We start from the raw sequence: 24,965 nt of genomic DNA, 5'->3' as shown, positions 1-24,965 counted from the left end.
CGGCACCGGGCCTCAGTAGGCCCAGGTGACGGTCAGCTGCGCGTAGCGCGGCGACTGGAAGCCGGTGCCGTAGCGGTAGAGCGGGTTCGGCGTGCCGATGCTGTCCTGCGGCTCGTAGTCCTGGTCCACGGTCACCACGCGCTGCTGGTTGAGCACGTTGTACACCGCCAGCTTCAGGCGCAGATCGGTGGGAATCGGCACCTTGTACGACACGCTCACGTCCAGGTCATAGGTCCAGGGCGTGCGGCCGTCGCCACCGCGTGGCGAATGCACGAACACGCGCTGGGACGGAACCGTCGACTGGCAGTTGGACACGCACACGTAGTAGCTGTGGAAGTCGGTGTCGTCGAACGGATTACCGGCGCCGAAGCGGGTAATCGGGCTGCCCGACTGCACGCCCAGCGTGGCCGCCACGCTGAGGTTCTCGGTCAATGCGTAGCTGCCACGGAACTTGAACTGGTGGCGGCGGTCGTTGGCCAGATAGCCGTAGCCGCGGTAGTTGACCCACGGGTTGTCGAAGTTCTCGGTGCGCCCTGCGTCGGCGAAGTCGGTATCGGAGTTGACCGGGCCTTCTGCGTTGCCGCGACCGTATGCAAGGGTGTAGGAGGCGTTGAAGCCCCACTTGCCGTCCCAGGCGCGGTCGACCTGCAGTTCCAGCGCCTTGTAGTCACGCTTGGGCTTCACCCAGCCGCGCTGGCCGACGTAGTTGCCGTTGTCGTCGTACAGTGCCCAGCCTTCCTTCGACGTATCGATGCTGATCCAGCCGTCGTTGCGGCCATCGCAGTCGGTGTCGCCCCAGACGGTATTGGTGCGCCCGGGGTTGCCCATGATCCACACCCCGTCGATGGCACCACACTGGCCGGTCGCGGTGATGTTCATGTCATCGATGGCATTGTGCAGGCGGCGATAGGTCACGCTCGCCCCCACCGACCAGGCTTCGTTGATCATCTGCTGGAAGCCGAGGATCGCTTCGTCCTGGTAGACCGGGTCCATGTCCCGGTTCACTTCGGCACGCAGGTCCGGCACGCTGCCGTCGCCCTGCGAGTTGTCCACCGGCCCGATCTGTGCGCCCAGGTTGGGGATGTTGTTGGCCGCGCCGCTGTAGCCGAGGAACTCATACCAGGTCCGCTCGTCGAGGAAGCCACCGGCCTGCTTGATGTTGATGACGTTGGCCACCGGCAGGAAGTATCGGCCCAGGTTGCCGAACACCTTGGTCGTGCCATCGCCGCGCACGTCCCAGGAGAAGCCCAGGCGCGGGGCCAGCATGTCGTCGATCTTGATGTAGCTGCTGCCGTCGCCGCCCTTGTTGTCGAAGGCTTCCAGGCGCAGGCCCATGTTCAGCAGCAGATTCGGCGTCACCTGCCAGTTGTCTTCCAGGTAGTAGGCCGAGTTGATCGTCTCGAAGGCCCCTTCCACTTCATAGCGACGGGTGCGCGCGACCAGGCCGCTGGCCGGCACCACGCCACCATTGAGCGGACTGCCGGGTGTGCGGGCATAGATGTCATAGCGCAGGCCGCCGGGCCCGGGGTAGGCACGGCTGTAGTCGGAGGTGTTCTCTTCGCGGTCCAGGCCGAAGCGCAGCAGGTGGTTGCCCAGCGTCCATTCGAAATCGGCGCGTGCAGCCTTGCGGGTGTCCAGCGCGGATTCCAGCTGCGAGCTGCTGGTGCAGCCGCGGTCACCCTGCAGCGATGGCGGCACGCCCTGGCTGGCGGTGCGATTGTCGAACACGCGGTTGCAGTTCTCGTCCATCAACGAGCTCTGCACACGGTTGCGCTTGTTCTCGCCGTACATCAGCTTCATGGTCAGGTCGTTGTTGACCTGCCAGCTGTAGGTACCGGACCAGTTCTTGCCGCCCACCGTGTTGTAGATCTGGTTGCTGCGCTCGCCCACGGTCTGCCCCGTGGCGTAATCGTAGGCGTAGACGTCGGTGAGGGTCTTGCTCTTGTCCGAGAAGCCGAACAGCGACAGCATCTGGTTGTCGGTGATCTGCCAGTCGATCTTGCCGCCCCAGAACGGATCATCGGCCTTGCCCTGGCTCAGGCGCGTGCCGGCGTCATTGGTCGAGGTGGGGCGGTAGTCGCGCGCCTCGTACATGCCGAAGAAGAACAGGCGATCCTGCACCAGCGCACCGGAGGCGAATACATTCAGCGCGCTGCGGCTGTAGTCGTCGCGGCTGGCGGTGATGTAGCGGCTGCCGCTGCCGTCGTAGCGATCACGTGCCTGCGATTGCCATGCCCGCGGCTCGAACACCAGCTCGGCGCCGGCCTTGAAATCGTTGCTGCCCGAGCGGGTTACCGCGTTGATGACACCACCGGTGCTGCGCCCGAACTCGACCGAGTAGCCGCCGGTCTTGACCTGGAATTCCTGGTAGAACGAGAACGGCACCGACGAGAAGCCGACCCGGTTGTAGAAGTCGGTGACGTTCAGGCCATTAATGTAGACGGTGTTCTCGGCCACCGACGATCCGCCGAAGGAAATACCCTGCCCGCCGAGCGACCCCTTGCCCTTCACGGCTCCCGGCGCGAGCAGCGCTACGGCGGTGATGTCACGGTCCACCGGCAGGCGCGACAGCTCCTCGCGGGTGATGTTGGTGGCCGACTCGGTGGACTTCACGTCCACCATCGACACCACCTGCGGCGCCCGCACTTCGACCGTGCCCAGGGTACTGACCGCACCCAGCGGCACGTTGACCGTGGTGGCACTGCCGAGGCTGACCGTCACCTGGCCGACGCGGCTGGCCCCTCCGCCGGGCAGGCTCACCTCCATGTCATAGGTGCCGACCGGCAGCAGCGGAATGCGGTAGCTGCCGTTGGCGTCGGCCTGCACGGAGCGGACGAAGCCCGTTGCCGGGTTGCGTACGGTCACCGTGGCACCGGCCGGGACCTGGCCGGCATCGCTGACCAGCCGGCCGACCACTGAACCATCCTGTGCGAATGCGCTGGGCGCGATCACGCCCAGACACGCCCCGAGAGCGACGCACAACGCCGCCCGCTTGATGCTGTAAGCCTTCATCCCCTGCTCTCTCCTGCAAGAATTGAATGGTGTGGAATGCGAGGTGTCGCGCTAGCGTTGCCTGGCTGGCAGTACCCGCCACTGGAAGTCGTAGCTCCATTGGTCGAAGTACAGGTTGCCGCCTGCCCACTCGGCCTCGCCACGCTGCGAGTCGACCGTTTCCGAGCGGTAATGCTGTCTGGCCGGCACGAAGGGCTGGCCGAAATCATCGTTGAAGGCGATGCGGTAGCCATCGAGGCCAACCAGATAGAAGTCGCGCAGCGCCGGTACATCGCTGGCCAGCGCGCCAGTGGTCACGTCCATCGGCAGCCAGCCATACGGCGCCAGGTAGACCTGTCCCCAGTCATGCAGGTTGTTGTAACCACTGCCATCGTCGGAGAACACCATGCCAGACTGCCAGCGTGCGGGGATGCCGTTCAGGCGCAGCAGTGCGATCAGCAGCAACGTCTGCTGCCCGCAGTCGGCATGGCCGGCACGCAGCGCGTAATCGCTGATGTTGCTGAGCGTGGAATATTCGCGCGCACCGGCCCACGGAATGCGGTCGACCGCGGCAAACAGCCTGCGCACCACTTCATACGGGCGCGTCTCGCCCTGCAGCACCTGGTCGGAGAACAGCTTCAGCGCCGGGGTGAAGCGCACATGGGGCAGCTGTTCGGCCAGATAGGGCTTCAGGGCCGGATCGGCCGGGGTCGGTTGCACCACGGCCGGGTCGATCGCGGTATGCCGGGCGAAGATCGTGACCGCGTAGCGGATCTCGAAGCGGGTCGGCTGCCCGGCCACCGCGTTGGCTTCGAGGTAGGCGGTGCGTTGCTGGGTGTGGGCCGGAGCCACGCGCGCCTTGCCCGGGGTGCTGCCCAGCCACTGCACCTGCTCCTGCTGGCCGGGGATCTCGCGCGGGTACGGAATCCAGGCACGCACGGTCTCGCCGGCCGGTACCGCATCGGCCTTCACCGTCAGCGACTGGGTGAATTCGATGCGCTGCGGCAGCACCGACGCCTGGCCACGCTGCTCGGACGCGGCCACCACGCGCGCGTGGTGTGCGTTGAGCACTTCGTTCGGGCCCGGAGCGGGCATCGGCGCATCGGCGCGGCGGCGCGCGCGTGCTTCGTCGCTGAGCAGGAACAGATTGGACGGTGCGCGCTTGAAGTACCAACGCTCGCCGTCGATATCGAGATGCTCGATCAGGCCAAGCTGGTCCCAGCGCGCGAATTCCTCGTCGGTCAGGTCGGGAATCCAGCGGCGTACGGCGGCCTTGGCGGCAGCCTGGTCGAGGCTGAAATCCAAGCGGATGCGGCGCATGCGCTCGCGCTGGAAGGCCCCGTCGGCGGTATCGCCTGCCGTTGCCAGCAGCGCTTGGGCATCGCTGAAGCGACCGCTGTCGATCAGGTCGATCACCTGCGCCTGGCGCGCCCGCTGCTGGTGGCTATCCCCATCCGTGGCCTGCGCGGCAGACGCCCACAGCAGCAGCGCGGCACACAGGCCGGCAGCAGCAGGCAGACGTGGTTTGCGAACGGCAGGATCCACAGCGACACTTCCCCAGCGCGGGTGGTAACGGCTGTGTAACACGGGCCGGGATGCCGGTCAATAATTTATTCTTGCTTTCGCCGCCGAAAGGAATAAATATTCCAACAGGCATTCGAGGAGGGTGTGCAGCGCATGATCCTGGCTTCCCGCGAACGGCACCGGCGTTGGCCGCGCCGCGTGTCCCTGGCGCTGTGCCTGCTGGCCGCACCGGCCTTCGCACCGGCGGCGGCCCCCCCCGACCCCGGTGCGCCGCTGCCGTATGTGATCGGCCTGCACGAGGCCTACCTGACGCCGCAGTACTGGGCCGCGCGTCTGGACAACGCCGATGCGTCGATCCTGGACCGCGCGCAGATCGAGGCGCAGAACGCGCGGATGCGGGCGCAGGACAGCCACCTGCAGGACATCGCGGCGTTGCCGGCGCAGCTTGATGCGGCGACGGTGCGTGCCAGCATCACCGCGCTGTCGCGCTGGCCCACACGCGCCCTCTACAACGACAAGGGCCAGCCGATCGCGCCGGCGCTGCGCAGCGCGATCGAAGCCAACCTCGGCCTGGATGCGATCCCGGCCGAGGTGGCACCGGCCTACGGGCTGGTGGTGAAGCGCGCGGCACTGCGTACCTTCCCCACCCGCGAGCGCGTCTTCAGCAGCGTCGGTGACACCGATATCGACCGTTTCCAGGAATCGGCACTGTTCCCCGGCGACAAGGTCGCCGTGGTCCATCGCAGCGCCGACGGCCGCTGGCTGTTCGTCCACAGCGAGCGCTACAGCGCGTGGATCGAGGCCGAGGCCATCGCCAGCGGCGACAAGGCCACCGTGCTCGGCTACGGCACGAAGGGCCCGTACCGGATCGTCACCGGTGCCACCGCGCAGACCGCCTACACCCCGGAAGAGCCGCGTGTCTCGCGCCTGCAGTTGGACATGGGCGTGCGCCTGCCGGTGTTGGCCGACTGGCCGGCTGCCGACCCGGTGAACGGCCAGCAGGCGCACGCATCGTGGGTGGTGCAGTTGCCCGTGCGGGAAGCCGATGGCCGCCTGAAGCTGGTGCCGGCGCTGCTGCCACGCTCGCAGGACACTGCCGCCGACTACCTGCCGCTGACCCCGCGCCTGCTGCTGCAGCAGGCGTTCAAGTTCCTTGGCGAACGCTACGGCTGGGGCCACGATTACGACACCCGCGACTGCAGCGGCTTTGTGTCCGAGATCTACCGCAGCTTCGGCGTACTGCTGCCGCGCAATACCAGCGCGCAGGCGGTCAGCCCCGCGCTGGATCGACTACCGTTCACCGGCAAGGACGGCAAGGCGGTGCGCGACCGCGCCGTCACCGACCTCCGTGTTGGCGACCTGGTCTACATTCCCGGCCACGTGATGATGGCCATCGGCCACGTCGACGGCCGCACCTGGGTGATCCACGATACGGCAGGCGGCAGCTGGTTCGGTGCCGACGGCAGACGTGTGCAGGCCCATCTCAATGGTGTTTCGGTCACGCCGCTGGAGCCGATGATGGCCAGCGATACCGTCCGCTACATCGACCGCATCACCAACATCCAGCGCCTGCGGGCCAAGACCCCCTGAATGAAGATCACTGCCATCGAACTGGGCATGCTGCGCGTGCCGTTGAAGACACCGTTCAAGACGGCCCTGCGCACGGTGGAAACCGTCGAGGACGTGGTCGTCCTGATCCGTACCGATACCGGCAACACCGGTTACGGCGAAGCCCCGGCCACCGCCGTGATCACCGGCGATACGCACGGCTCGATCATCGAAGCGATCCGCCACTTCATCGCCCCGCGCCTGATCGGCCAGGACGTGGTCAACCTCAACCACCTGTGCACGCTGGTGCAGACCGCCATGGAGCGCAACACCAGCGCCAAGGCGGCGGTGGAGATCGCACTGTACGACCTGTGGGCGCAGCTGCACGGTGCCCCGCTGTACCAGATGCTTGGTGGCGGCGACCCGGTGATCACCACCGACATCACCATCAGCGTGGACTACATCGACAAGATGGTGGCCGATTCGCTGTCGGCGATCGAGCGCGGCTTCGAGTCGCTGAAGATCAAGGTCGGCAAGGACATCGGACTGGACATCGAACGGGTCAAGGCCATCCACGCCGCCGTGGAAGGCCGTGCCCTGCTGCGCCTGGATGCGAACCAGGGCTGGACTGCCAAGCAGGCGGTGCATGCGATGCGTACGCTGGAAGACGCCGGCGTAGTGCTTGAACTGCTGGAGCAGCCGGTGAAAGCCGCCGACATCAGCGGGCTGAAGTACGTCACCGACCGCGTCAACACGCCGGTGATGGCCGACGAGAGCGTGTTCAGCCCGAGCCAGGTGATGGACCTGATCCAGCAGCGCGCGGCCGACATCATCAACATCAAGCTGATGAAGACCGGCGGCCTGTCCAACGCGATCCGCATCGCCGACATTGCCGGCATCTACGGCGTGCCGTGCATGATCGGCTGCATGATCGAATCGAGCATCAGCGTGGCTGCCGCCGTGCACCTGGCCGTGGCCAAGAGCGATGTGATCACCAAGGTCGATCTGGACGGCCCCTCGCTGGGCCAGTTCGACCCGGTCAGCGGCGGCGTGCATTTCAACGAATCGGAGATCAGCATCAGCGACGTGCCGGGGCTGGGCATTACTGAAGTGCGTGGGCTGGAGATGCTGGGTTGATCTCTGCCTTGCGGCTGGCGTGGCGTGCCACTGACGTTGGGTCGGGCGTTGCTTTTCTTTTCGCGAAAAGAAAAGTAACCAAAAGAAACGCTCCGCCGGCCGCGAGCCGACGTGCTGCGCACGCCGGTGCGCTGCGCTCCTCGGCCGGTCGAGGGACGGCGCGGAACTCGATGCGCTCAGACACCCGCGCCTCTTCGCCCTCGCCGGACCTGCGGTGCTCGGCTCGCTTGAAGGCGGACTCAACGTCAAAGGCAACAACTGCATCCCGTGGATCCACGCCATGCGTGGATGCTTTTGCTCTTGCTTCTGCTCTACCCCGTATCCCCTTCGCGGCTGGCACGCGCGCGATCTGTCCGGGGTCGGTCGGGTGGGGCTTGCATGGGTGTCCGCGCCATGGGCCCGAGGCATGCCTCGGGCGGGTTGGGCAGGACGCCCAACCCCGGTCTTGCCGTTTGCGCAGGACAGCGCAAACGAGCAAGCGCGGCCAAGCCTCCGTGGACGGATTCACGGCGTCCCCTGCAAACCCCACCCCCCCGACCCACTCCATGACCTGCTCTACGCTGCCAACCGCAACGCGTTCCCCTATGCTCCAACGCACGCCCCTCGGACACCCCGCATGCCGCCCCTGCTGAAGATCCGCACCGAGCGCGGGCAGATGTCGGCCATCGAGCGCCGCATCGCCGACTTCATCCTCGACAACGCCCACCTGCTGCGCGACTACTCGTCCCAGCAACTGGCCAGCGCGTTGGGCATCAGCCAGTCCAGCGTGGTGAAGTTCAGCCAGAAGCTCGGCTTCAAGGGCTACCCGGACCTGAAGTACTCCATCGGCCAGGACGTCGCCCGCGCCGGTGCCGATCCGCAGCAGGCGCCCGACGAACCCGACAGCGGCGATGACTACCTGCGCCTGGGCGAGGCGCTGCGCCGCAGCAAGGCGCAGGCCGAAGAGGAAACGCGCCAGGCCAATCCACGCGCGGAGATCGAGCGCATCGTGCAGCTGCTCGACGGTGCGCCCAAGCTGTTCGTGTACGGCCTGGGAGACGACGGCCTGTTCGCCCGCGAGTTTGCCATGCGGCTGTCGCTGCTCGGGCTGCTCGTGGTACCCCACACCGACCCGATCCTGATGCTGGCCAACCTCTCGGCCGCACGGCCCGGTGACGCGCTGCTGGTGTTCTCCGAGTTCGGCAACCTGCCCCAGCTCTCGCAGCTGTCGCGGCAGTTCCAGGACATGGGGGGCAAGGTGATTTCCATCACCCGCCACACCGCCAACCCGCTGCGCGCGCATGCGGATGCGGCCCTGGCGGTCTGCGCCCACGACCGCACGCCGCAGGTCGCGCAGCTGCTGTACCGTAGCGCCATGCACGCCCTGCTCGATTTCCTGTTCGTGCTGCTCTGCCATGCCAATCCGGATCGCCAGCAGCAGCTTGCGGTGAACCTGGAGCGGATCGACCACCTGCTGGATTCCTGACCGGAGCGCATGTTGATGAGATCGCTGGTCCGCCTTGTCATCACTACACTGCTGCTTGCCGCAGTGGTGTCCGTTCACGCTGCGCCGCTGGATGGCGCGCGCCAGCTGATCGTGGTCACCAGCGATGGCTGGGACAGCACCCAGGGGCAACTACAGGCCTATGTGCGCGACGGCAAGGGCTGGCACCCGCATGGCCAGGCGTTCCCGGTGGCGCTTGGCCGCACCGGCAGCGCATGGGGCCTGGGCCTGCATCCGGCACAGGCCGATGGCCCGCAGAAGCAGGAAGGCGATGGCCGCAGCCCGGCCGGCATATTCGCGCTCGGCAGCGCGTTCGGCTATGCGGTCACCCGCCCCGGCACCGTCATGCCCTACCAGCCGATGCTGGACAGCAGCTACTGCATGGACGTGCCCGCCTCGCCGTTCTACAACCGCATCGTGGATGAGAAGAAGGTCGGCAGCGCAGCGGTCAAGGGCTCCACCGAGCCGATGCGGCTGGACCTGCACAACAAGGGCGACGTGCGCTACCGGGAAGGCTTCGTGATTGCCCACAACCCGGACAACCAGCCCGGCAAGGGCAGCTGCATCTTTGCCCATCTGTGGCGCCAGCCCGGCGAGGCCACCGCCGGCTGCACGGCCATGCCGCAGGAACGCATGCAGGCACTGCTGGACTGGCTGCGGCCGCAGGACGCGCCGCGTTTCGTGCTGCTGCCGCGCGCGGAGTACAAGCGACTGCAGGCGCAGTGGCAGCTGCCTGCACTGCAGGGAGACGGCCGTTGAGCGCGCAGGACGAACCGCAGCTGCAGCGCGCGGTCAGCCGTTGGCAGATCGTCGGCCTGTCGATCAACGATGTGATCGGCAGCGGCATCTACCTGCTGCCGGCCGCCACCGTCGCCCTGCTCGGCCCCTTCAGCCTGTGGGGCGTGGTCGCCGCCGGCATCGTCGTGGCCTTGCTGGTGCTGTGCTATGCGCAGGCCGCCAGCTACTTCGATGAACCCGGCGGCAGCTACCTGTATGCACGCGAGGCCTTCGGCCGCTTCGCCGGTTTCGAGATCGGCTGGATGATCTGGCTGACCCGCATCAGTTCGGCGGCCGCACTCAGCAATGCGCTGGCCGATGCGGTCGCGCGCTTCTGGCCATGGGCCGGTGCCGGCCTGGGCCGCATCGCGGTGATCGTGGTGTCGCTGGGCTTCCTCACCGGCATCAACATCATCGGCGTGCGGTCGGCCGCGCGCACCGGCGTGGTGCTGGTGATCGGCAAGATGCTGCCGCTGCTGCTGTTCGTGGCCATCGGTGCGTTCTACATCGACCCGAAGCTGGCCTTCTCCGGCCAGCGCCCGGACCCGCACGACCTGCAACGCATGGGCGAGGCCGCGTTGTTGCTGCTGTACGCCTACGCCGGTTTCGAGAACATTCCCGCCGCCGCCGGCGAGTACCGCAATCCGCGCCGCGACATTCCGTTCGCGCTGATCACCATGATCATCACCGTCACCGTCATCTACGGCGCGGTGCAGGTGGTGGCACAGGGCACGCTGGCCGGCCTGGCCAGCTCGGCCACGCCGCTGGCCGATGCCGCCGCTGGATTCGGTGGCGAAGCACTGGCGCTGATCCTGACCGTCGGTGCCACCATCTCCATCCTCGGCACCAACAGCAACACGATGATGATGGGCCCGCGTTTCCTGTTCGCCTTGGCACGCGATGGCTATGGGCCGAAGATCCTGGCCCAGGTGCATCCGCGCTTCCATACCCCGGCCGCGTCGATCCTGTGCCAGGGCCTGATCGCGCTCGGCCTGGCCCTGTCCGGTTCGTTCGTGCAGCTGGCCCTGCTGTCGATGACCACGCGCCTGTTCGCCTACATCGGCACCGCCGCGGCGGTACTGGTCCTGGCCAAGCGCTACGCCGACCGCCCGGGCGCGTTGAAGCTGCCCGGTGGACCGCTGATTCCGGTGCTGGCACTGCTGCTGTGCCTGGCCCTGTTTGCCAGCGCCAGCTGGCAGAACATTGCCGCCGCACTGGTCGCGTTTGCCATCGGCGCAGTGATCTACACGCTGCCGCGCAAGGATGCCAGCACCGGGTGACCGGCCGCATCAGGCCGTGCCGGTCGGATTGATCTGGCAATCACGTCGCTGGACCGGGCCATTAACCATCGGGCCGGCATGATCGGGTTTCGTCCACCACGGAGCCCTCCATGACCGAGTACCAGATTCCCGGCCGCGTGCCGGACGACAGCACCCCGCGTGATGCGATCAGCAACTACTGGCGCGAGCGCTACACCGCCGAACCGTACTACGACGACCAGCTGTTCTTCGAGGACTACGAGCCGGCCTACCGCATCGGCCACGCCGCGCGTGCACAGGACATCATCCGCGCCTATGAACAGGTCGAGGCCGAGCTCGAATCACGCTGGGCCAACGAACGCGGCCGCAGCCGCCTGGAATGGGCGCAGGCACGCAATGCGGTGCGTCGTGGCTGGGAGGATGCACAGCTGGCGGATCCGCAATTGAAGCGATAGCGCCCTGCTGCTGTAGAGCCGAGCATTGGGCTCGGCTCTACACATTCACTCCTGTTCCGGCAGCGGCGGCACGATCGCGCTGCGCTTGCTCTCGCCACCACCAGCGGCGATCAGGTCGCGGGTATTCTTCTGCACCGCCACCGCACCGAACAGCGACAGCGCATACGCCATGCCGTAGAAGCCTTTTTCACTGGGTGCCAGCGTGGCATTCCACAGGCCGACCAGCAGCAGCATCAGCGCCGACAGCAGCGCGAACCAGCACAGCGCGTAGTACAGGCCGCTCACCGGAATGCCTTCCACGCGATCGCGCACGCTCTTCTGCAGCGAGACCGCCGCGAACAGGCCGAACAGCAGCAGGGTCAGGTAGTAGCCCTTCTCGTTGAGCGCCATCGTGGCGTTGAACAGGCCGATCAGGTACGCCGCCGCCCCCAGCAGCAGTGCCACCCACGAGGCGGCGATGAAGGCGGTGGACGGCTTGTGGGGTAGTGCAGTGTTCATTGCAGGTCCTTGGCAGGCAGGCGGGCACGCTTTGCCCGGGCGTGCCCACCCTAGACGATCCCGCTGCGCTCGCACAGGGGTCGCAGGACCTTCGGGCCACGACGCTCACGGCACCGGTGGTATACAAGGGAACGCCCGGCCATCCGCATCCCCGCCCTGGAGATACCCATGACCCGCACGCCCCTGCTGCTCGCCCTCGGCCTGGTGCCGATCCTTGCCACCTCCGCCTGCAATGCCGCCGACCCGGCCGCCAACGGCGCCCAGACCGCGGCGCCCGCAGCCTCCACCGCTGCAGACCAGCGCCCGTTCACCGCCACCGAAGTCAGCCGCTTCGACCAGCCGTGGGCGATGACCTTCCTGCCTGATGGCAGCCTGCTGGTCACCGAGAAGCGCGGCAAACTGCAGCACCTGGACCTGGCCAGCGGCCAGAAGCACGAGATCACCGGTGTTCCGAAGGTCGCCTATGGTGGCCAGGGCGGTTTCGGCGACGTGATCCTGCACCCGGATTTCGCCCGCAACCACGTTATCTACCTCAGCTATGCCGAGGAAGGCACGCTGGATACCCGCGGTGCTGCGGTGGCCCGGGCCACCCTGGCGCTGGATGCCAACGGCGGTGGCCAGCTGAAGGACCTGAAGGTGATCTGGCGGCAGAGCCCCAAGGTCAGCGGCGAAGGCCACTACGGCCATCGTCTTACCTTCGGCCCGGACGGCAAGCTGTGGATCAGTTCCAGCGAGCGGCAGAAGTTCGATCCGGCCCAGGACATGGGCAGCAACCTCGGCAAGATCATCCGCCTGAACGACGATGGCAGCCTGCCCGCCGACAACCCGTTCGCTTCGCAGGGCGGGGTGGCCGCACAGGTGTGGTCGCTGGGCCACCGCAACATCCTCGGCATGGCCTTCGATGCCAGCGGCAAGCTGTGGGCTCACGAGATGGGCCCGGCCGGCGGTGACGAACTGAACCTAGTCGTGCGCGGCGCCAACTACGGCTACCCGATCGTTTCCAATGGTGACCATTACGATGGCCGCCCGATTCCCGACCACGACACGCGCCCCGAATTCGCCGCGCCGAAGGTGACCTGGACGCCGGTGATCTCGCCGGCCGGCTTCGTGATCTACAGCGGCAGCCTGTTCCCGCAGTGGAAGGGCAGCGGCTTCATCGGCGGCCTGTCGTCCACCTCGCTGGTGCGCGTGGCCTTCGATGGCGACAGCGCGCGCGAAGCCGAGCGCTTCAACATGGGCGAGCGCATCCGCGAAGTGGAACAGGGCCCCGACGGCACGCTGTGGCTGCTGGAAGACGGCAGCAAGGCACGCCTGCTGAAGCTCACGCCGAAGACCTGAGGTAGTGCCGGCCGCTGGCCGGCACCCTGGATCCTTCCAGCATCCTGCGGTTGCCGGCCAGCGGCCGGCACTACCCTTGCCAGACGGCCCCGCACGCGGGGGACCTTCACCTCGGTCTTCGATGGGCGAGCGCACCCGACGGTGCGCTGTGGCTGCTGGAAGACGGCAGGTAGTGCCGGCCGCTGGCCGGCAACCTGGATCCTTCCGGCACCCTGCGGTTGCCGGCCAGCGGCCGGCACTACCCTTGCCAGACGACCCCGCACGCGGGGGACCTTCACCTCGGTCTTCGTGATCGGCGAGCGCACCCGACGGTGCGCTGTGGCTGCTGAAAGACGGCAGGTAGTGCCGGCCGCTGGCCGGCAACCTGGATCCTTCCTGCATCCCGCGGTTGCCGGCCAGCGGCCGGCACTACCCTTGCCAGACGGCCCCGCACGCGGGGTCGTCTGCAGTCACTGGATGGTGATGACCTTCACCTCGGTCTTCGTGCAGGCCTGGTCCAGGCACTGGCCACTCAACCACACCTGGCCGCTGCCGATCATCACGCCCTGCTGGTTGACGAACACCTTGCCGAAGTCCTGCTCGGACACCGCCTTGACCACCTCCGGCGTGATGATCTTCTCGTAGTTGCGCTGGAACTCTCCGGGGCCGGAGATCTTCTTTCCGCCGCTGATGTTCAAGGGGAATCGCACTTCCTCGACCACCGCAGCGCGATCTCCGCCAACCACGGCGGCCTTGAACGCATTGAAGACCTTTTCGAACTGCGCGGCATCGCCAAGCAACGACTCGATGCGCGCACGCGCATCCTCGGCGGGCGCCTCGGCTGCCGGTGCAGCAGGTGCAGCAGCGGGTTCGGCAGCCGGCGCCGGCGGTTCAGCGGCAGGCGTCGCTGCCGCGTTCGCTTCCATCGGCGGCGGCGCATCCACCGCAGGCTGCGCCGGCGGCTCAGGCTGCGAACAGGCCGCCAGCAGCAGGGCGGGAATCAGGTAGGCCATCCGGCGCATGCGCGCACTCCGTCAAAACAGGAAGCCCGATGGTAGCGCCGCCACAGTGAGGACAACAAAAAGGGGACGGAGGGGATTAAGTCGTTAGTGGCACAAACGACTTAATCCCCTCCGTCCCCTTTTTCTTGATCAGGCCTTCAGCAGTTCGAACTGCACCGCTTCGCCAGCGGCCGACGAGGCACAGACCCACAGGTCGAACTGGCCCGGCTCGGCACGCAGCACGCCATCGCGGCCGGTAAAGGCCAGCTGCTCGCGGGTCAAAGTGAACACCACTTCGGCCGACTCGCCCGGCTGCAGCGCCACCTTGCGGAAGTCCTTCAGTTCACGCACTGGACGCACGCGGCTGGCCACGCGATCGTGGATGTACAGCTGCACCACTTCCTCGCCCGCCACGCGGCCGGTGTTGGTCAGCACGGTGGTGATGGTCAGGGTGTCGTCCCAGCCGAGCTGTGCCGTGCTCAGCTGCGGCACGCCGTAGGCGAAGGTGGTGTAGCCGATGCCATGGCCGAACGGGTACAGCGGTTCGTTGGGAATCTCGCGCCAGCGCGCCTTGAACTCCGACATGGTCGGCAGTTCCGGGCGGCCGGTGCGCGGGTGGTTGTAGAAGTACGGCTGCTGGCCGGACACCTGCGGGAAACTGACCGGCAGGCGGCCAGACGGACTGTAGTCGCCGAACAGCACATCGGCCACGGCATGGCCGGTCTGCGTGCCCAGGTACCAGGTCACCGCCACGGCCTGCGCATTGCGCACCGCGCCCTGCAATGCCAGCGCGCGGCCATTGCGCAGCAGCACCACCAGCGGCTTGCCGGTCATCGCCACGGCCTCGGCCAGCGCCTGCTGTGCCGGCGGCAGGGTGATTTCCACGCGCGACTGCGCTTCACCGCTGTAGCGCTGCGGTTCACCCAGCGCCAGCACCACCACGTCAGCACGCAGTGCGGCAGCCACAGCGGCTTCTGTGCCGCCAGGAATCGCGGCTTCCAGTTCGCAACCCGGCACGATTTCCAGCAGCGCTTCGTCGCCGATGGCGGCACGCACGCCGGTTTCCAGGTCCACGTATCGCTGCTTGTCGCCGAACAGCGTCCAGCAGCCTTCGATGTTCTCGCGGTCCTGCACGAACGGGCCGATCAGCGCGATCTTCTGCCCGGTCTTCTGCAGCGGCAGCACGTTGTCACGGTTGTTCAGCAGCACGATCGAACGCCGCGCAGCATCGCGCGACAGTTCATCATGCGCGGCAAGGTGCGAGGTATCCGCTTCGCGCGCCGGGTCCAGCGACCGGTACGGGTCGTCGAACAGGCCGATGGTCTCCTTCAGCCACAGGATGCGGCGCACGCCCTCATCCAGCACCGCCATCGGCACCTCGCCGCTCTCGACCAGGCCCGGCAGGTGCTCGGCGTAGAAGCCGCTCTGCATGCTCAGGTCCAGGCCGGCGGTGAACGCCTTGGCCGTGGCATCGCGGTCATCGGCGGCATAGCCGTGCGCGACCAGTTCCATGTCGGCGGTGTAGTCGGAGATCACCACGCCCGGGAACTTCCATTCGCCGCGCAGGATGTCGGTCAGCAGTTCGGCATTGGCACTGGCCGGCACGCCGTTGATGTCGTTGAACGAGGACATCACGGTGATCGCGCCGGCATCGAAGGCGGCCTTGAACGGCGGCAGGTGTACATCGCGCAGGGTCTGCGGCGAGATGTCCACCATGTTGTACTCCATGCCGGCCATCACCGCGCCATAGGCGGCGAAGTGCTTCGGCGTGGCCAGCAGCGAATCGGCCGCACGCAGGTCGCTGCCCTGGAAGCCACGCACGCGGGCGGCGGCGAACGCACAGCCCAGCACCACGTCCTCGCCGGCACCTTCGGCGCCACGGCCCCAGCGCTGGTCGCGGGCGATGTCCACGGCCGGCGCATAGGTCCAGTGCAGGCCGGCAGCGGTGGCTTCGATCGCAGTGGCGCGCGCGGTGCGCTCGGCCAGGTCCGGCTCGAAGCTGGCGGCCTCGCCCAGCGGAATCGGGAACACGGTACGCATGCCGTGGATCACGTCGGCGGCGAGGATCACCGGGATGCCCAGGCGGCTCTCTTCGGTCGCGACCTGCTGGATGCGGCGGCCCAGTTCGGCGCCCACACCATTGAACAGCGAGCCGACCTTGCCCTCGCGCACCTGCTGCAGCACCTGGTCGGCATTGCGCACGTTGGCTTCCGGGTTCACGTCCGGGGCGAACGGGCGGACCATGTCCGCGAAGACACCCAGCTGGCCGACCTTTTCCTCGACGGTCATCTGGGCAATGAGGGATTCGATGCGATCGGAGGCCACCGGCAGTCCTTGATGAAAACGTTTACAAGCCCGGCATTCTAGCGATCCCGGGCGATTTTGCGAGAGGTTTCGTCATTCAGCTTCCTCCCCCGGCGGGACCCGCAGGCGACCGCCAGGGGCACCGCAGCTTACTCCGACCCGGCCAGCTGGCGCTGCCCGGCCATCAACATGGCGTCGCTGGACGCCTGGAACACCCGCAGCCCGAAGGCCGGCAGGATCGCCAGCAGGTGGTCGAAAATGTCCGACTGCACGGCCTCGTACTCGCCCCAGGCGGTGCTGCGGGTGAAGCAGTACAGCTCCAGCGGCAGGCCCTCGGTGGTCGGCTGCAGCTGCCGCACCAGCAGGGTCATGTCGGTATGGATGCCCGGATGGCTGCGCAGGTAGCGCTCTACATACGCGCGGAAGGTACCCAGGTTGGTCACCCGGCGGCTGTTGACCTCGGCCACGCCCTGCTCGCGCAGGCGTCCGTTCCATTGCCCCAGCTCCTGCGCTTTCTCGCGCAGGTAGTCGCGCAGCAGCGCGAACTCGCCGAGGAAGGCCAGGTCACCCTCGTCCAGGAAGCCGACGCTGTGCTGGTCCAGGTACAGCGCGCGCTTGATCCGGCGCCCGCCGGCCTCCTGCATGCCGCGCCAGTTCTTGAACGACTCGGTCACCAGCTTCTTGGTCGGGATGGTGGTGATGGTCTTGTCGAAGTTCTGCACGGTGACGGTGTGCAGCGCGATGTCGATGACGTCACCGTCGGCATTCTGGCTGGGCATCTCGATCCAGTCGCCGATGCGCACGCGGCCATCGCCACTGATCTGCACGCTGGCCACCAGCGACAGGATGGTGTCCTGGAAGATCAGCATCAGCACCGCCGTGGCCGCGCCCAGGCCGGTGACCAGGTAGCGCAGATCGACCCCCGCCAGGGTCGCGACGATCGACAGGCCCGCGATCACGAAGATGACGATCTTGGCGACCTGCAGGTAGCCCTTGATCGGCTTGTTGCGTGCCTCGGGGCGGCGCTCGTAGAGATCATTGGCCGCATCCAGCGCATGCGAGAGGGCCAGCACCACGGTCAGGATCGCCCACGCCTGGCAGGCGCCGATGATGAAGCTGACCAGGCCCGGCGGCAGGTCCGGCACGATGCGGATACCCGAGGCGATCACCTGGCTGGGGACCACGTTCGACAGCCGCGAGATCACCCGCATCAGGTGGCTGCCGCGGCCGGTATCGGCGCCGGGAAGCCGGCTGAGCAGGCGCCGCAGGCCACGCAACAGGATGCGCTTGGTCACCCAGTTGGCCAGGCCTGCAGCGACCAGCAGGGCCGAGATCATCAACGCCAGGTAGGCGCCAGGATAGGGTTCCAGTGTGTTCTGCAGCCGTTCCAGCCACTGTACCGCCACCACCGCGTCCACCATCCGTTGTCTCCTGTCTGTTTCGTTGTTACCAAGATTGCCGGCCAGCGGCCGGCACTACCGGGGTTTCCGGCCGGTGGCCGGTTTGCCGGGTCAGTCGCGCGTGCGCTCGATGATCACGCCCACCGCGCGCGCACCGCGCACCGCACCGGGCTTGCTCAGCTTCAGGCGCAGCCACTTCACCTCGAACTCGTCCAGCACGATCTGCGCGCAGCGCTCGGCCAGGGTTTCGACCAGGCCGAATTCCGACTCGCGCACGAACTGTTCCAGGCGCTTGCTCACTGCCTTGTAGTTCAGGGTGTGGGCGATGTCATCGGTGGCCGCGGGGCGTCGGTTGTCGAAGCCCATTTCCAGATCGAACACCAGGTCCTGGCGGATCCGTCGTTCCCAATCGTAGATACCGATCAGGGCGTCGATCGTCAGCCCTTCGATGAAAACCTTGTCCATTGCGCGTACCGGCACGAATACAGGCGGCCATGGTAACGGCACGGCGGTGAGCCTGCCCGGAACGGGCGGTGGGCGGCCGGCGTGAGGCGGCCCGGAAAAGACAAAGGGCCCTGCTGACGGGGCCCTTTGGTACCTCTCAACGTCCCCGGCGGGAGCTGGAATCCAGCCGCGAGTCCCGAAGCACACGATGCAGATCGTGGCTGCCTGACGCGGCGGCGTTGCCCGCAGCTTTTCACCCGGCGCTTCGAGGGAGCCATCTGGACGTGGGGCTTGAAGATTGCGTTACCGCAGCTGATCCACGCGCGCTGCCCGCACACCCTGGGCTGGCTGCAGCACCATGAGCGGGCGACGACGGTGTTGGCGGCATCGCCATGAGCAGGGCGTGCGTAATGCGTCCGCCGGGCGAGGCCCGGCGCGACCGGCTCATACCGCCGGCAGCGTCGCCATGTCCCAGCGCGGGGTCACGTCCACCTTCGGCGGGCTGTGCTGGCCGGCCTGCAGCCGCAGCGCACCGGCGAAGGCGATCATCGCGCCGTTGTCGGTGCACAGCGCCGGCCGCGGGAAGCAGGCACGGCCGCCGAGGCGCTCGGCCATCTGCTGCAGGCGCGCACGCAGGCGCTTGTTCGCGCCGACGCCGCCGGCCACCACGATCACATTGGTTCCAGCCGCTTCCAGCGCGCGCTCGCACTTGATCGACAGGGTCTCGACCACGGCGTCTTCAAAGCCGCGGGCGATGTCGGCGCGGGTCTGCTCGCTCTGGTCACTGTCGCGCCAGGCCATCAGGACCTGGGTCTTCAGGCCGGAGAAGCTGAAATCCAGCCCCGGGCGGTCGGTCATCGGCCGCGCGAAGCGGTACGCGCCCGGCGTGCCCTGCTCGGCCAGCCTGGCCAGCTGCGGGCCGCCCGGGTACGGCAGGCCCATCAGCTTGGCGGTCTTGTCGAAGGCCTCGCCGGCCGCATCGTCCAGGGTCTCGCCCAGCAGCCGGTACTGGCCGATGGCGTCCACCGCCACCAGCTGGGTATGGCCACCGGACACCAGCAGGGCCACGAAAGGCGCTTCCGGCGGGTCGTCTTCCATCAGCGGCGCCAGCAGGTGGCCTTCCATATGGTGTACACCCACTGCCGGCACCTCCAGCGCCCAGGCCAGCGAGCGGGCCACGCCCGCGCCGACCAGCAGCGCGCCGACCAGGCCGGGACCGGCCGTGTAGGCCACGCCATCGATATCGCCCACGCCGAGGCCGGCCTCGGCCAGGGTCTGGCGCACCAGTGGCAGCAGTTTGCGGACGTGGTCGCGGCTGGCCAGCTCAGGCACCACACCCCCATATTCGGCGTGCAGGGCGATCTGGCTGTAGACCGCGTGGGCGCGCAGGGCCGCGCTGCCGGACAGGTCGGTGTCATACACCGCCACGCCGGTCTCATCACAGGAAGATTCGATGCCAAGGACTCGCATGCCTGCTATTATGACGCCCCTGCCGCCCCCTCGGGGGACGTGCAGATCTCACTGCTTTCGAACCTCCGGCCCGTATTCAGGGTTGGCCGCTTGCAGTTTGTCTATTCGCCGCTATAATGTGCGGCTCGCCGGGCGTGACCCGGTTCTACTGTGTCCCGGAGATTCCATGCCCAGCGTCAAAGTCCGCGAGAACGAGCCCTTCGAGTTTGCTCTTCGCCGCTTCAAGCGCACTTGCGAAAAGGCCGGTGTGCTGGCCGAAACCCGCAAGCGCGAGTTCTACGAAAAGCCGACCCAGGAGCGCAAGCGCAAGGCCGCCGCTGCTGTGAAGCGTCAGCTGCGCCGCTCGTCGCGCGACGTCACCAAGCGTCAGCGCCTGTACTGATCGGACGCATCTTCATTGCGGCGGGCCTGCCTGTCGCGATGGAGCCGAAGCCGGCACGCGCGAGCGTCGCCGGCTTTTTGCGTTTCCGGGTTCGGGCAGCCGCCCCGCCCCACCTACCACCACGAGGTTCCTCATGAGCATGAAGCAGCAGCTCACCGAAGACATGAAGGCCGCCATGAAGGCGGGCGAGAAGCACAAGCTGGGCGTGATCCGCCTGATCAACGCTGCCATCAAGCAGCGCGAAGTCGACGAGCGCATCGAGCTGGACGACACCGCCGTGATCGCCGTGCTCGACAAGATGGTCAAGCAGCGTAAGGACTCGGTCAGCCAGTACGAAGCCGCCAACCGCGAAGACCTCGCCGAGATCGAACGCGCCGAGATCGTGGTCATCGAAGCCTACCTGCCGGCCAAGATGGGCGAGGCCGAGATCGTGGCCGCCATCCAGGCCGCCATCGCCGAGACCGGTGCGACCGGCCCGGCCGATATGGGCAAGCTGATGGGTGCCCTGAAGCCCAAGCTCGCCGGCCAGGCCGACATGGGCCTGGTGTCCAGGCTGGTCAAGCAGCAGCTGGCGTAACCCGGCACGCGGGGTCGGATCCCTTCCGCAGCGCGGAAGGGCTCTGACCCCATTGATGCACCCGCTTCACCGCACCTTCGTCGGTCGCCTGCTACAACCGCACACATGGTTGAACCCGAGCCCAACGTTCCCGTGTCCCTGCACAAGTACCTCAAGCGCCTGCAGGACAGCTTTCCGATGGCGGTGGCCAAGCGCTTCATCGACGTCGACGTGCTGACCCAGGCAGCCTCCGTCTCGTTCTACGCCCTGCTGTCGATGGCACCGCTGCTGGTGCTGCTGCTGTGGCTGACCGCCTCGCTGTACCCGCCGGCACAGCAGGCGCTGATCGAGCAGATCAGCTCGGTGGCCGGCAGCAGTGCCGCGACCGTGGCCGAAACCGTCCTGAAGAATGCCGACAACCAACCGGACGTCGGCTCGTTGGCGGGCCTGTGGAGCACGCTGCTGCTGTTCGTGGGCGCCACGGCCGTGTTCGCGCAGCTGCAGAACGCGCTCAACCTGATCTTCCGCACCAGTGGCGAGCGCCTGGAGGGCATCAAGGCCTGGCTGCGCAAGCGCGTGTTCTCGTTCGGCGTGGTGCTGGCCCTGGGCTTCCTGCTGATCCTGTCGATGACTGCCACCACGGTGCTGCAGGTGGCCTTCGCACAGCTGCCTTCGATCCTGCCGGCGCTGGGCTACGCCACCAGCCTGCTGCTGTACGCGGTGGGGTTCGCTTTCATGTACCACTACCTGCCCGACCGCCGCGTGGCGTGGCGCCAGGCCTTCATCGGCGGTGCCATCACCTCGGCGTTGTTCGCACTGGGCCGCTACGGCATCGGCGTCTACATCGCCACCGTGGCACCGGGCAGCGCCTACGGCTCGATGGGTGCGCTGGTGATCTCGCTGGTCTGGATCTACTACGCCACCGTCGTGTTCTTCGTGGGCGCCCTGATGACGGCGGTGATCGACGAGCGCCTGCGCGCGCGCCACCACCTGGCCGCAGCCGGCATTGATCCGGCAACCGCCAGCCAGGTGCCCGACAGGGGGTAAACTAGGGCGACCGCCCCCGGTTCCGTCGCGTGGTCCTGCACCGCGCCCTGCCCTGTTGCCCATGGCCCGTATCCCCGACGCTTTCATCGACGACCTGCTGGCCCGCACCGACATCGTCGAGGTGGTGGGCAGCCGCGTGCCGTTGAAGCGACAGGGCAAGGAATACGCCGCGCGCTGCCCGTTCCATGACGAGCGCTCGGCCTCGTTCACGGTCTCGCCCACCAAGCAGTTCTATCACTGCTTCGGCTGCGGCGCGCACGGCACCGCGATCAGCTTCCTGATGAACTACGACCGCCTCGAGTTCCTCGATGCGGTGGATGAGCTGGCCAAGCGTGCCGGCATGGAGGTGCCGCGCAACGAGAACCCGCGCAGCCCCCAGCAGCAGGACGACAGCCGCGAGCTGTATTCGGCACTGGATGCCGCCGCCCGGTTCTTCCAGAAGAACCTGGAAAGCAGCGACAAGGCACGCAGTTACCTCGATGGGCGTGGCGTGGACGAAGAGAACCGCGCGCGCTTCCAGATCGGCTACGCCCCGGACGGGTACAGCGGCCTGCGCGATGCGCTGGGCAAGGACGAGCGGCGCATGAAGCTGCTCGACCGTGCCGGCCTGTTCTCCAAGAACGATCGCGGCCATGTCTACGACAAGTTCCGCGACCGGGTGATGTTCCCGATCTTCGATCGTCGCGGCCGGGTGATCGCCTTCGGCGGCCGCGTGTTCGAGAAGGACGACGGCCCCAAGTACCTCAACTCGCCCGAGACCGCGCTGTTCCACAAGGGCCGGGAGCTGTACGGCCTGTGGCAGGTGCGCCAGGCCAACCAGAAGATCGAGCGGCTGATCGTGGTCGAGGGCTACATGGACGTGGTCTCGCTGTTCCAGTTCGGCGTCACCCAGGCGGTGGCCACGCTGGGTACCGCCACCACGCCGGACCATGCCGAGCTGCTGTTCCGCAACGCGCCGGACGTGTTTTTCTGCTTCGACGGCGACGCCGCCGGCCGCCGCGCCGGCTGGAAGGCGCTGGAGTCGGTGCTGCCGCGCATGAAGGACGGCCGCCAGGCCTTCTTCCTGTTCCTGCCCGATGGCGAGGATCCGGACACCATCGTGCGCAAGGAAGGCGCCGAGGCCTTCAACGAACGCCTGAAGCAGGCCACACCGCTGTCGCAGTTCTTCTTCGACGAGCTCACCCGCGAGATCAATCTGGGCACGCTCGATGGCAAGGCGCGCCTGGCCGAGCGGGCAAAGCCGATGCTGGCACAGATTCCCGATGGTGCCTTCGGCGACCTGATGAAGCAGCAGCTGGCGCAGCTGACCGGGCTCGGCGGCAACGCGCAGTCTGCGCGCGCGCCGATGCCGCAACGCCAGCCACAGCGGACGATCCAGCCGGTGGCCAAGCGCAGCCTGGTGCGCGGCGCGATCGCCGTGCTGCTGCAGCAACCGTCGCTGGCGCTGACCCTGGGTGGCCAGCATCACTTCCAGGGCCTGCGCCTGCCGGGCGTGGAGCTGCTGCTGGAGCTGCTGGGGCTGGTCGAACAGCGCCCGGACATCAGCACCGGCGCCCTGCTGGAACACTTCGACGGGCGTGAGGAACAGGCTTCGCTGCATACGCTGGCCGCACAGACGCTGCCCGGCACCGAAGCCAGCTGGACCCAGGAGCTGCACGACGCGGTGGCCCAGCTGGAGAAACAGCTGCTGGTGCAACGTCTGGAGGAGTTGTTGGCAAAGCAGCGCCAGCAGGGTCTGGACGATACTGACAAGTACGAGCTGCGCGAGCTGCTGAAGGCGCGCGCCGGACTGCGCCTGTAGCGGCAGACCGTTCCCACGGAGAAGACCATGCTGCTGCGCCTGACCTGCCTGCTGTTGTTGTCGCTCTGCCTGCCACTGGCGGCCCTGGCCGAAGAGGCATCCCTCAACGAGGTCCGGCATGGCCTGTATGCCGGCGGCCAGCCCAGCGCTGCACAGCTGCGGGCCCTGGCCGCGCAGGGGGTGCGCACCGTGATCGACCTGCGCCAGCCTGGCGAGGATCGCGGTTTCGACGAAACCCGTGCCGCCGAATCACTCGGCCTGCGTTATGTGCGCATCCCGGTGGCCGGCGCCGACGGGCTCGATGCTGCCAACGTGCGCGCCGTGCACCAGGCCCTGCAGCAGAGCCAGGGGCCGGTGCTGCTGCACTGCGCGTCCGGCAACCGTGCTGGCGCCGTGCTCGGCCTGGTCAACGCACGCTACGAACACGCCAGCCCCGAACAGGCCCTGCAGCTTGGCCAGCGCGCCGGCCTGAAGTCGCTGGAAACCGCCACCCGCCAGCGCCTGGCCACGCCGGTCACTTCGCCCTGAACCCTCCGCACCAAGGACACTGCCCACCATGACCCGCTGGTGGTCGCGCCTGCGACCGGACAATTTCACCCTCGCCCTGCTGTGCACCGTCGGCCTGGCCTCGCTGCTGCCGATGAAGGGCGCCGCCGCCATCGTGCTCGACGATGTCACCACCGTCGCCATCGCCGCGCTGTTCTTCCTGCACGGCGCGCGCCTGCCGCGCGAGTCGATCATCGGCGGCATGCTGCACTGGCGGCTGCACCTGACCATCCTGGCCTGCACCTTCCTCCTGTTCCCGCTGCTGGGGCTGATGTTCAAGCCGCTGTCAGGCTGGTTGCTGACCCCGGAGCTGTACCTGGGCGTGCTGTTCCTGTGCACCCTGCCCTCCACCGTGCAGTCGTCCATCGCGTTCACCTCGATGGCGCGCGGCAACGTGCCAGCGGCGGTGTGCAGCGCTTCGCTGTCGAGCATCCTCGGCGTGTTCCTGACCCCGCTGCTGCTGACCGCGCTGGCCGGTACTTCCGGCGGCGTGCATGACCCGCTGCATGCGATCGGCGGCATCATGCTGCAGCTGCTGGTGCCGTTCGTGGCGGGCCACCTGCTGCGGCCGTGGATCGCCGGCTGGGTGGAAAAGCAGCGCGCGCTGCTGCGCTACACCGACCAGGGCACGATCCTGCTGGTGGTGTATTCGGCGTTCGGCGAAGCCGTCACCGAAGGCCTGTGGAGCAAGACGCCGCTGCTGTCGCTGCTGGCGGTGGCGGTGGTCGCCGCCGTGCTGCTCGGCATCGCCATGCCGCTGATCACCTTCATCGCCCGCCGCCTGCGTTTCAACCGCGAGGACGAGATCGCCATCGTGTTCTGCGGCTCGAAGAAGAGCCTGGCCACCGGCGTGCCGATTGCCAAGGTCCTGTTCGCCGGCGGCAGTCTCGGCGCCATCGTGCTGCCGGTGATGATCTACCACCAGATCCAGCTGATCGTCTGCGGCGTGATCGCGCAGCGTTATGCGCGGCGCAAGCCCTGACCATCCGGGGAATGATCCACGCATGGCGTGGATCTACTGTGGA

The 24,965-nt window shown here is 67.4% G+C and carries 21 protein-coding genes; 13 read left to right on the top strand and 8 right to left on the bottom strand.

Translation table 11 applies throughout. The annotated features are described in order from the left end of the window. Positions 1-12 precede the first annotated feature (12 nt). Both AC5P9C_RS18995 and AC5P9C_RS18990 read right to left on the bottom strand, forming a co-directional pair. Positions 13-3,012, bottom strand: a complete 3,000-nt coding sequence (locus AC5P9C_RS18995) for a TonB-dependent receptor (protein ID WP_049468634.1) — start codon at positions 3,010-3,012, stop codon at positions 13-15. A gap of 51 nt (positions 3,013-3,063) precedes the next feature. Beyond that, positions 3,064-4,536, bottom strand: coding sequence for a transglutaminase-like domain-containing protein (locus AC5P9C_RS18990; RefSeq protein WP_343542516.1), 1,473 nt, complete (start codon positions 4,534-4,536; stop codon positions 3,064-3,066). A 132-nt stretch (positions 4,537-4,668) separates the two neighbouring features. On the opposite strand from AC5P9C_RS18990, the gene AC5P9C_RS18985 reads away from it, so the two are divergent. From AC5P9C_RS18985 to AC5P9C_RS18960, 6 genes are all read left to right on the top strand, one after another. Further along, the gene (locus AC5P9C_RS18985) at positions 4,669-6,105 is read left to right on the top strand and encodes a C40 family peptidase (protein ID WP_164688830.1); all 1,437 of its coding nucleotides are present in this window, start codon (positions 4,669-4,671) and stop codon (positions 6,103-6,105) included. Further along, complete coding sequence (locus AC5P9C_RS18980) at positions 6,106-7,200, top strand: dipeptide epimerase (protein WP_014645715.1); 1,095 nt, start codon at positions 6,106-6,108, stop codon at positions 7,198-7,200. A gap of 616 nt (positions 7,201-7,816) precedes the next feature. Beyond that, positions 7,817-8,665 carry a MurR/RpiR family transcriptional regulator gene (locus AC5P9C_RS18975; RefSeq protein ID WP_053461992.1) on the top strand — a complete coding sequence of 283 codons (849 nt, stop codon included), beginning with the start codon at positions 7,817-7,819 and terminating at the stop codon, positions 8,663-8,665. A 15-nt stretch (positions 8,666-8,680) separates the two neighbouring features. Next, positions 8,681-9,442 carry a L,D-transpeptidase family protein gene (locus AC5P9C_RS18970; protein ID WP_414615322.1) on the top strand — a complete coding sequence of 254 codons (762 nt, stop codon included), beginning with the start codon at positions 8,681-8,683 and terminating at the stop codon, positions 9,440-9,442. Then, positions 9,439-10,740, top strand: coding sequence for an APC family permease (locus tag AC5P9C_RS18965; RefSeq protein WP_049468572.1), 1,302 nt, complete (start codon positions 9,439-9,441; stop codon positions 10,738-10,740). Before AC5P9C_RS18970 ends, AC5P9C_RS18965 begins: the two co-directional genes overlap by 4 nt. A gap of 110 nt (positions 10,741-10,850) precedes the next feature. Further along, the gene (locus AC5P9C_RS18960) at positions 10,851-11,174 is read left to right on the top strand and encodes a hypothetical protein (RefSeq protein ID WP_049468574.1); all 324 of its coding nucleotides are present in this window, start codon (positions 10,851-10,853) and stop codon (positions 11,172-11,174) included. Between the two features lie 45 nt (positions 11,175-11,219). Here AC5P9C_RS18960 and yiaA read toward each other — a convergent pair whose 3' ends face one another. Continuing rightward, a complete protein-coding gene (yiaA, locus tag AC5P9C_RS18955; protein WP_049468576.1) occupies positions 11,220-11,672 on the bottom strand; it encodes an inner membrane protein YiaA in 453 nt (150 codons plus the stop codon). Between the two features lie 168 nt (positions 11,673-11,840). On the opposite strand from yiaA, the gene AC5P9C_RS18950 reads away from it, so the two are divergent. Beyond that, positions 11,841-13,010: a PQQ-dependent sugar dehydrogenase gene (locus tag AC5P9C_RS18950; protein WP_313287635.1), complete on the top strand. Its 1,170-nt coding sequence runs from the start codon at positions 11,841-11,843 to the stop codon at positions 13,008-13,010. 449 nt (positions 13,011-13,459) lie between these two features. Here the strand turns inward: AC5P9C_RS18950 and AC5P9C_RS18945 are convergent, their stop codons facing one another. The 5 genes from AC5P9C_RS18945 to tsaD all read right to left on the bottom strand — a co-directional run bounded on the left by AC5P9C_RS18945 (position 13,460) and on the right by tsaD (position 19,608). Next, positions 13,460-14,011: a hypothetical protein gene (locus AC5P9C_RS18945; protein ID WP_343541506.1), complete on the bottom strand. Its 552-nt coding sequence runs from the start codon at positions 14,009-14,011 to the stop codon at positions 13,460-13,462. Positions 14,012-14,140: 129 nt separating this feature from the next. Then, on the bottom strand, positions 14,141-16,315 hold the full coding sequence (locus AC5P9C_RS18940) for a glycoside hydrolase family 3 N-terminal domain-containing protein (protein ID WP_064237513.1): 2,175 nt from the start codon (positions 16,313-16,315) through the stop codon (positions 14,141-14,143). Positions 16,316-16,443: 128 nt separating this feature from the next. Further along, positions 16,444-17,715: a mechanosensitive ion channel family protein gene (locus AC5P9C_RS18935; protein ID WP_053461985.1), complete on the bottom strand. Its 1,272-nt coding sequence runs from the start codon at positions 17,713-17,715 to the stop codon at positions 16,444-16,446. A 90-nt stretch (positions 17,716-17,805) separates the two neighbouring features. Next, on the bottom strand, positions 17,806-18,159 hold the full coding sequence (gene folB, locus AC5P9C_RS18930) for a dihydroneopterin aldolase (RefSeq protein WP_049465349.1): 354 nt from the start codon (positions 18,157-18,159) through the stop codon (positions 17,806-17,808). Between the two features lie 423 nt (positions 18,160-18,582). Then, complete coding sequence (tsaD, locus tag AC5P9C_RS18925; protein ID WP_057494754.1) at positions 18,583-19,608, bottom strand: tRNA (adenosine(37)-N6)-threonylcarbamoyltransferase complex transferase subunit TsaD; 1,026 nt, start codon at positions 19,606-19,608, stop codon at positions 18,583-18,585. A 166-nt stretch (positions 19,609-19,774) separates the two neighbouring features. Between tsaD and rpsU the strand changes: the two genes are divergently transcribed. The 6 genes from rpsU (at position 19,775) to AC5P9C_RS18895 (ending at position 24,922) form a co-directional block, all read left to right on the top strand. Continuing rightward, the gene (gene rpsU, locus AC5P9C_RS18920) at positions 19,775-19,990 is read left to right on the top strand and encodes a 30S ribosomal protein S21 (RefSeq protein WP_002808376.1); all 216 of its coding nucleotides are present in this window, start codon (positions 19,775-19,777) and stop codon (positions 19,988-19,990) included. A 133-nt stretch (positions 19,991-20,123) separates the two neighbouring features. Beyond that, the gene (locus AC5P9C_RS18915; RefSeq protein ID WP_313288236.1) at positions 20,124-20,567 is read left to right on the top strand and encodes a GatB/YqeY domain-containing protein; all 444 of its coding nucleotides are present in this window, start codon (positions 20,124-20,126) and stop codon (positions 20,565-20,567) included. 105 nt (positions 20,568-20,672) lie between these two features. Then, positions 20,673-21,593, top strand: coding sequence for a YihY/virulence factor BrkB family protein (locus AC5P9C_RS18910; protein WP_049465353.1), 921 nt, complete (start codon positions 20,673-20,675; stop codon positions 21,591-21,593). A 61-nt stretch (positions 21,594-21,654) separates the two neighbouring features. Beyond that, positions 21,655-23,394, top strand: a complete 1,740-nt coding sequence (dnaG, locus tag AC5P9C_RS18905; RefSeq protein WP_049465355.1) for a DNA primase — start codon at positions 21,655-21,657, stop codon at positions 23,392-23,394. Between the two features lie 27 nt (positions 23,395-23,421). Then, on the top strand, positions 23,422-23,922 hold the full coding sequence (locus AC5P9C_RS18900) for a protein tyrosine phosphatase family protein (RefSeq protein ID WP_343543614.1): 501 nt from the start codon (positions 23,422-23,424) through the stop codon (positions 23,920-23,922). A 28-nt stretch (positions 23,923-23,950) separates the two neighbouring features. After that, positions 23,951-24,922: a bile acid:sodium symporter family protein gene (locus tag AC5P9C_RS18895; RefSeq protein ID WP_005407800.1), complete on the top strand. Its 972-nt coding sequence runs from the start codon at positions 23,951-23,953 to the stop codon at positions 24,920-24,922. The last annotated feature ends 43 nt before the right edge of the window (positions 24,923-24,965 follow it).

This window comes from Stenotrophomonas sp. YJH_SMC_10, assembly GCF_059371555.1.
The sequence above is the reverse complement of the archived record's forward strand: the minus strand, read 5'-3'. Positions and strand labels throughout refer to the sequence as shown.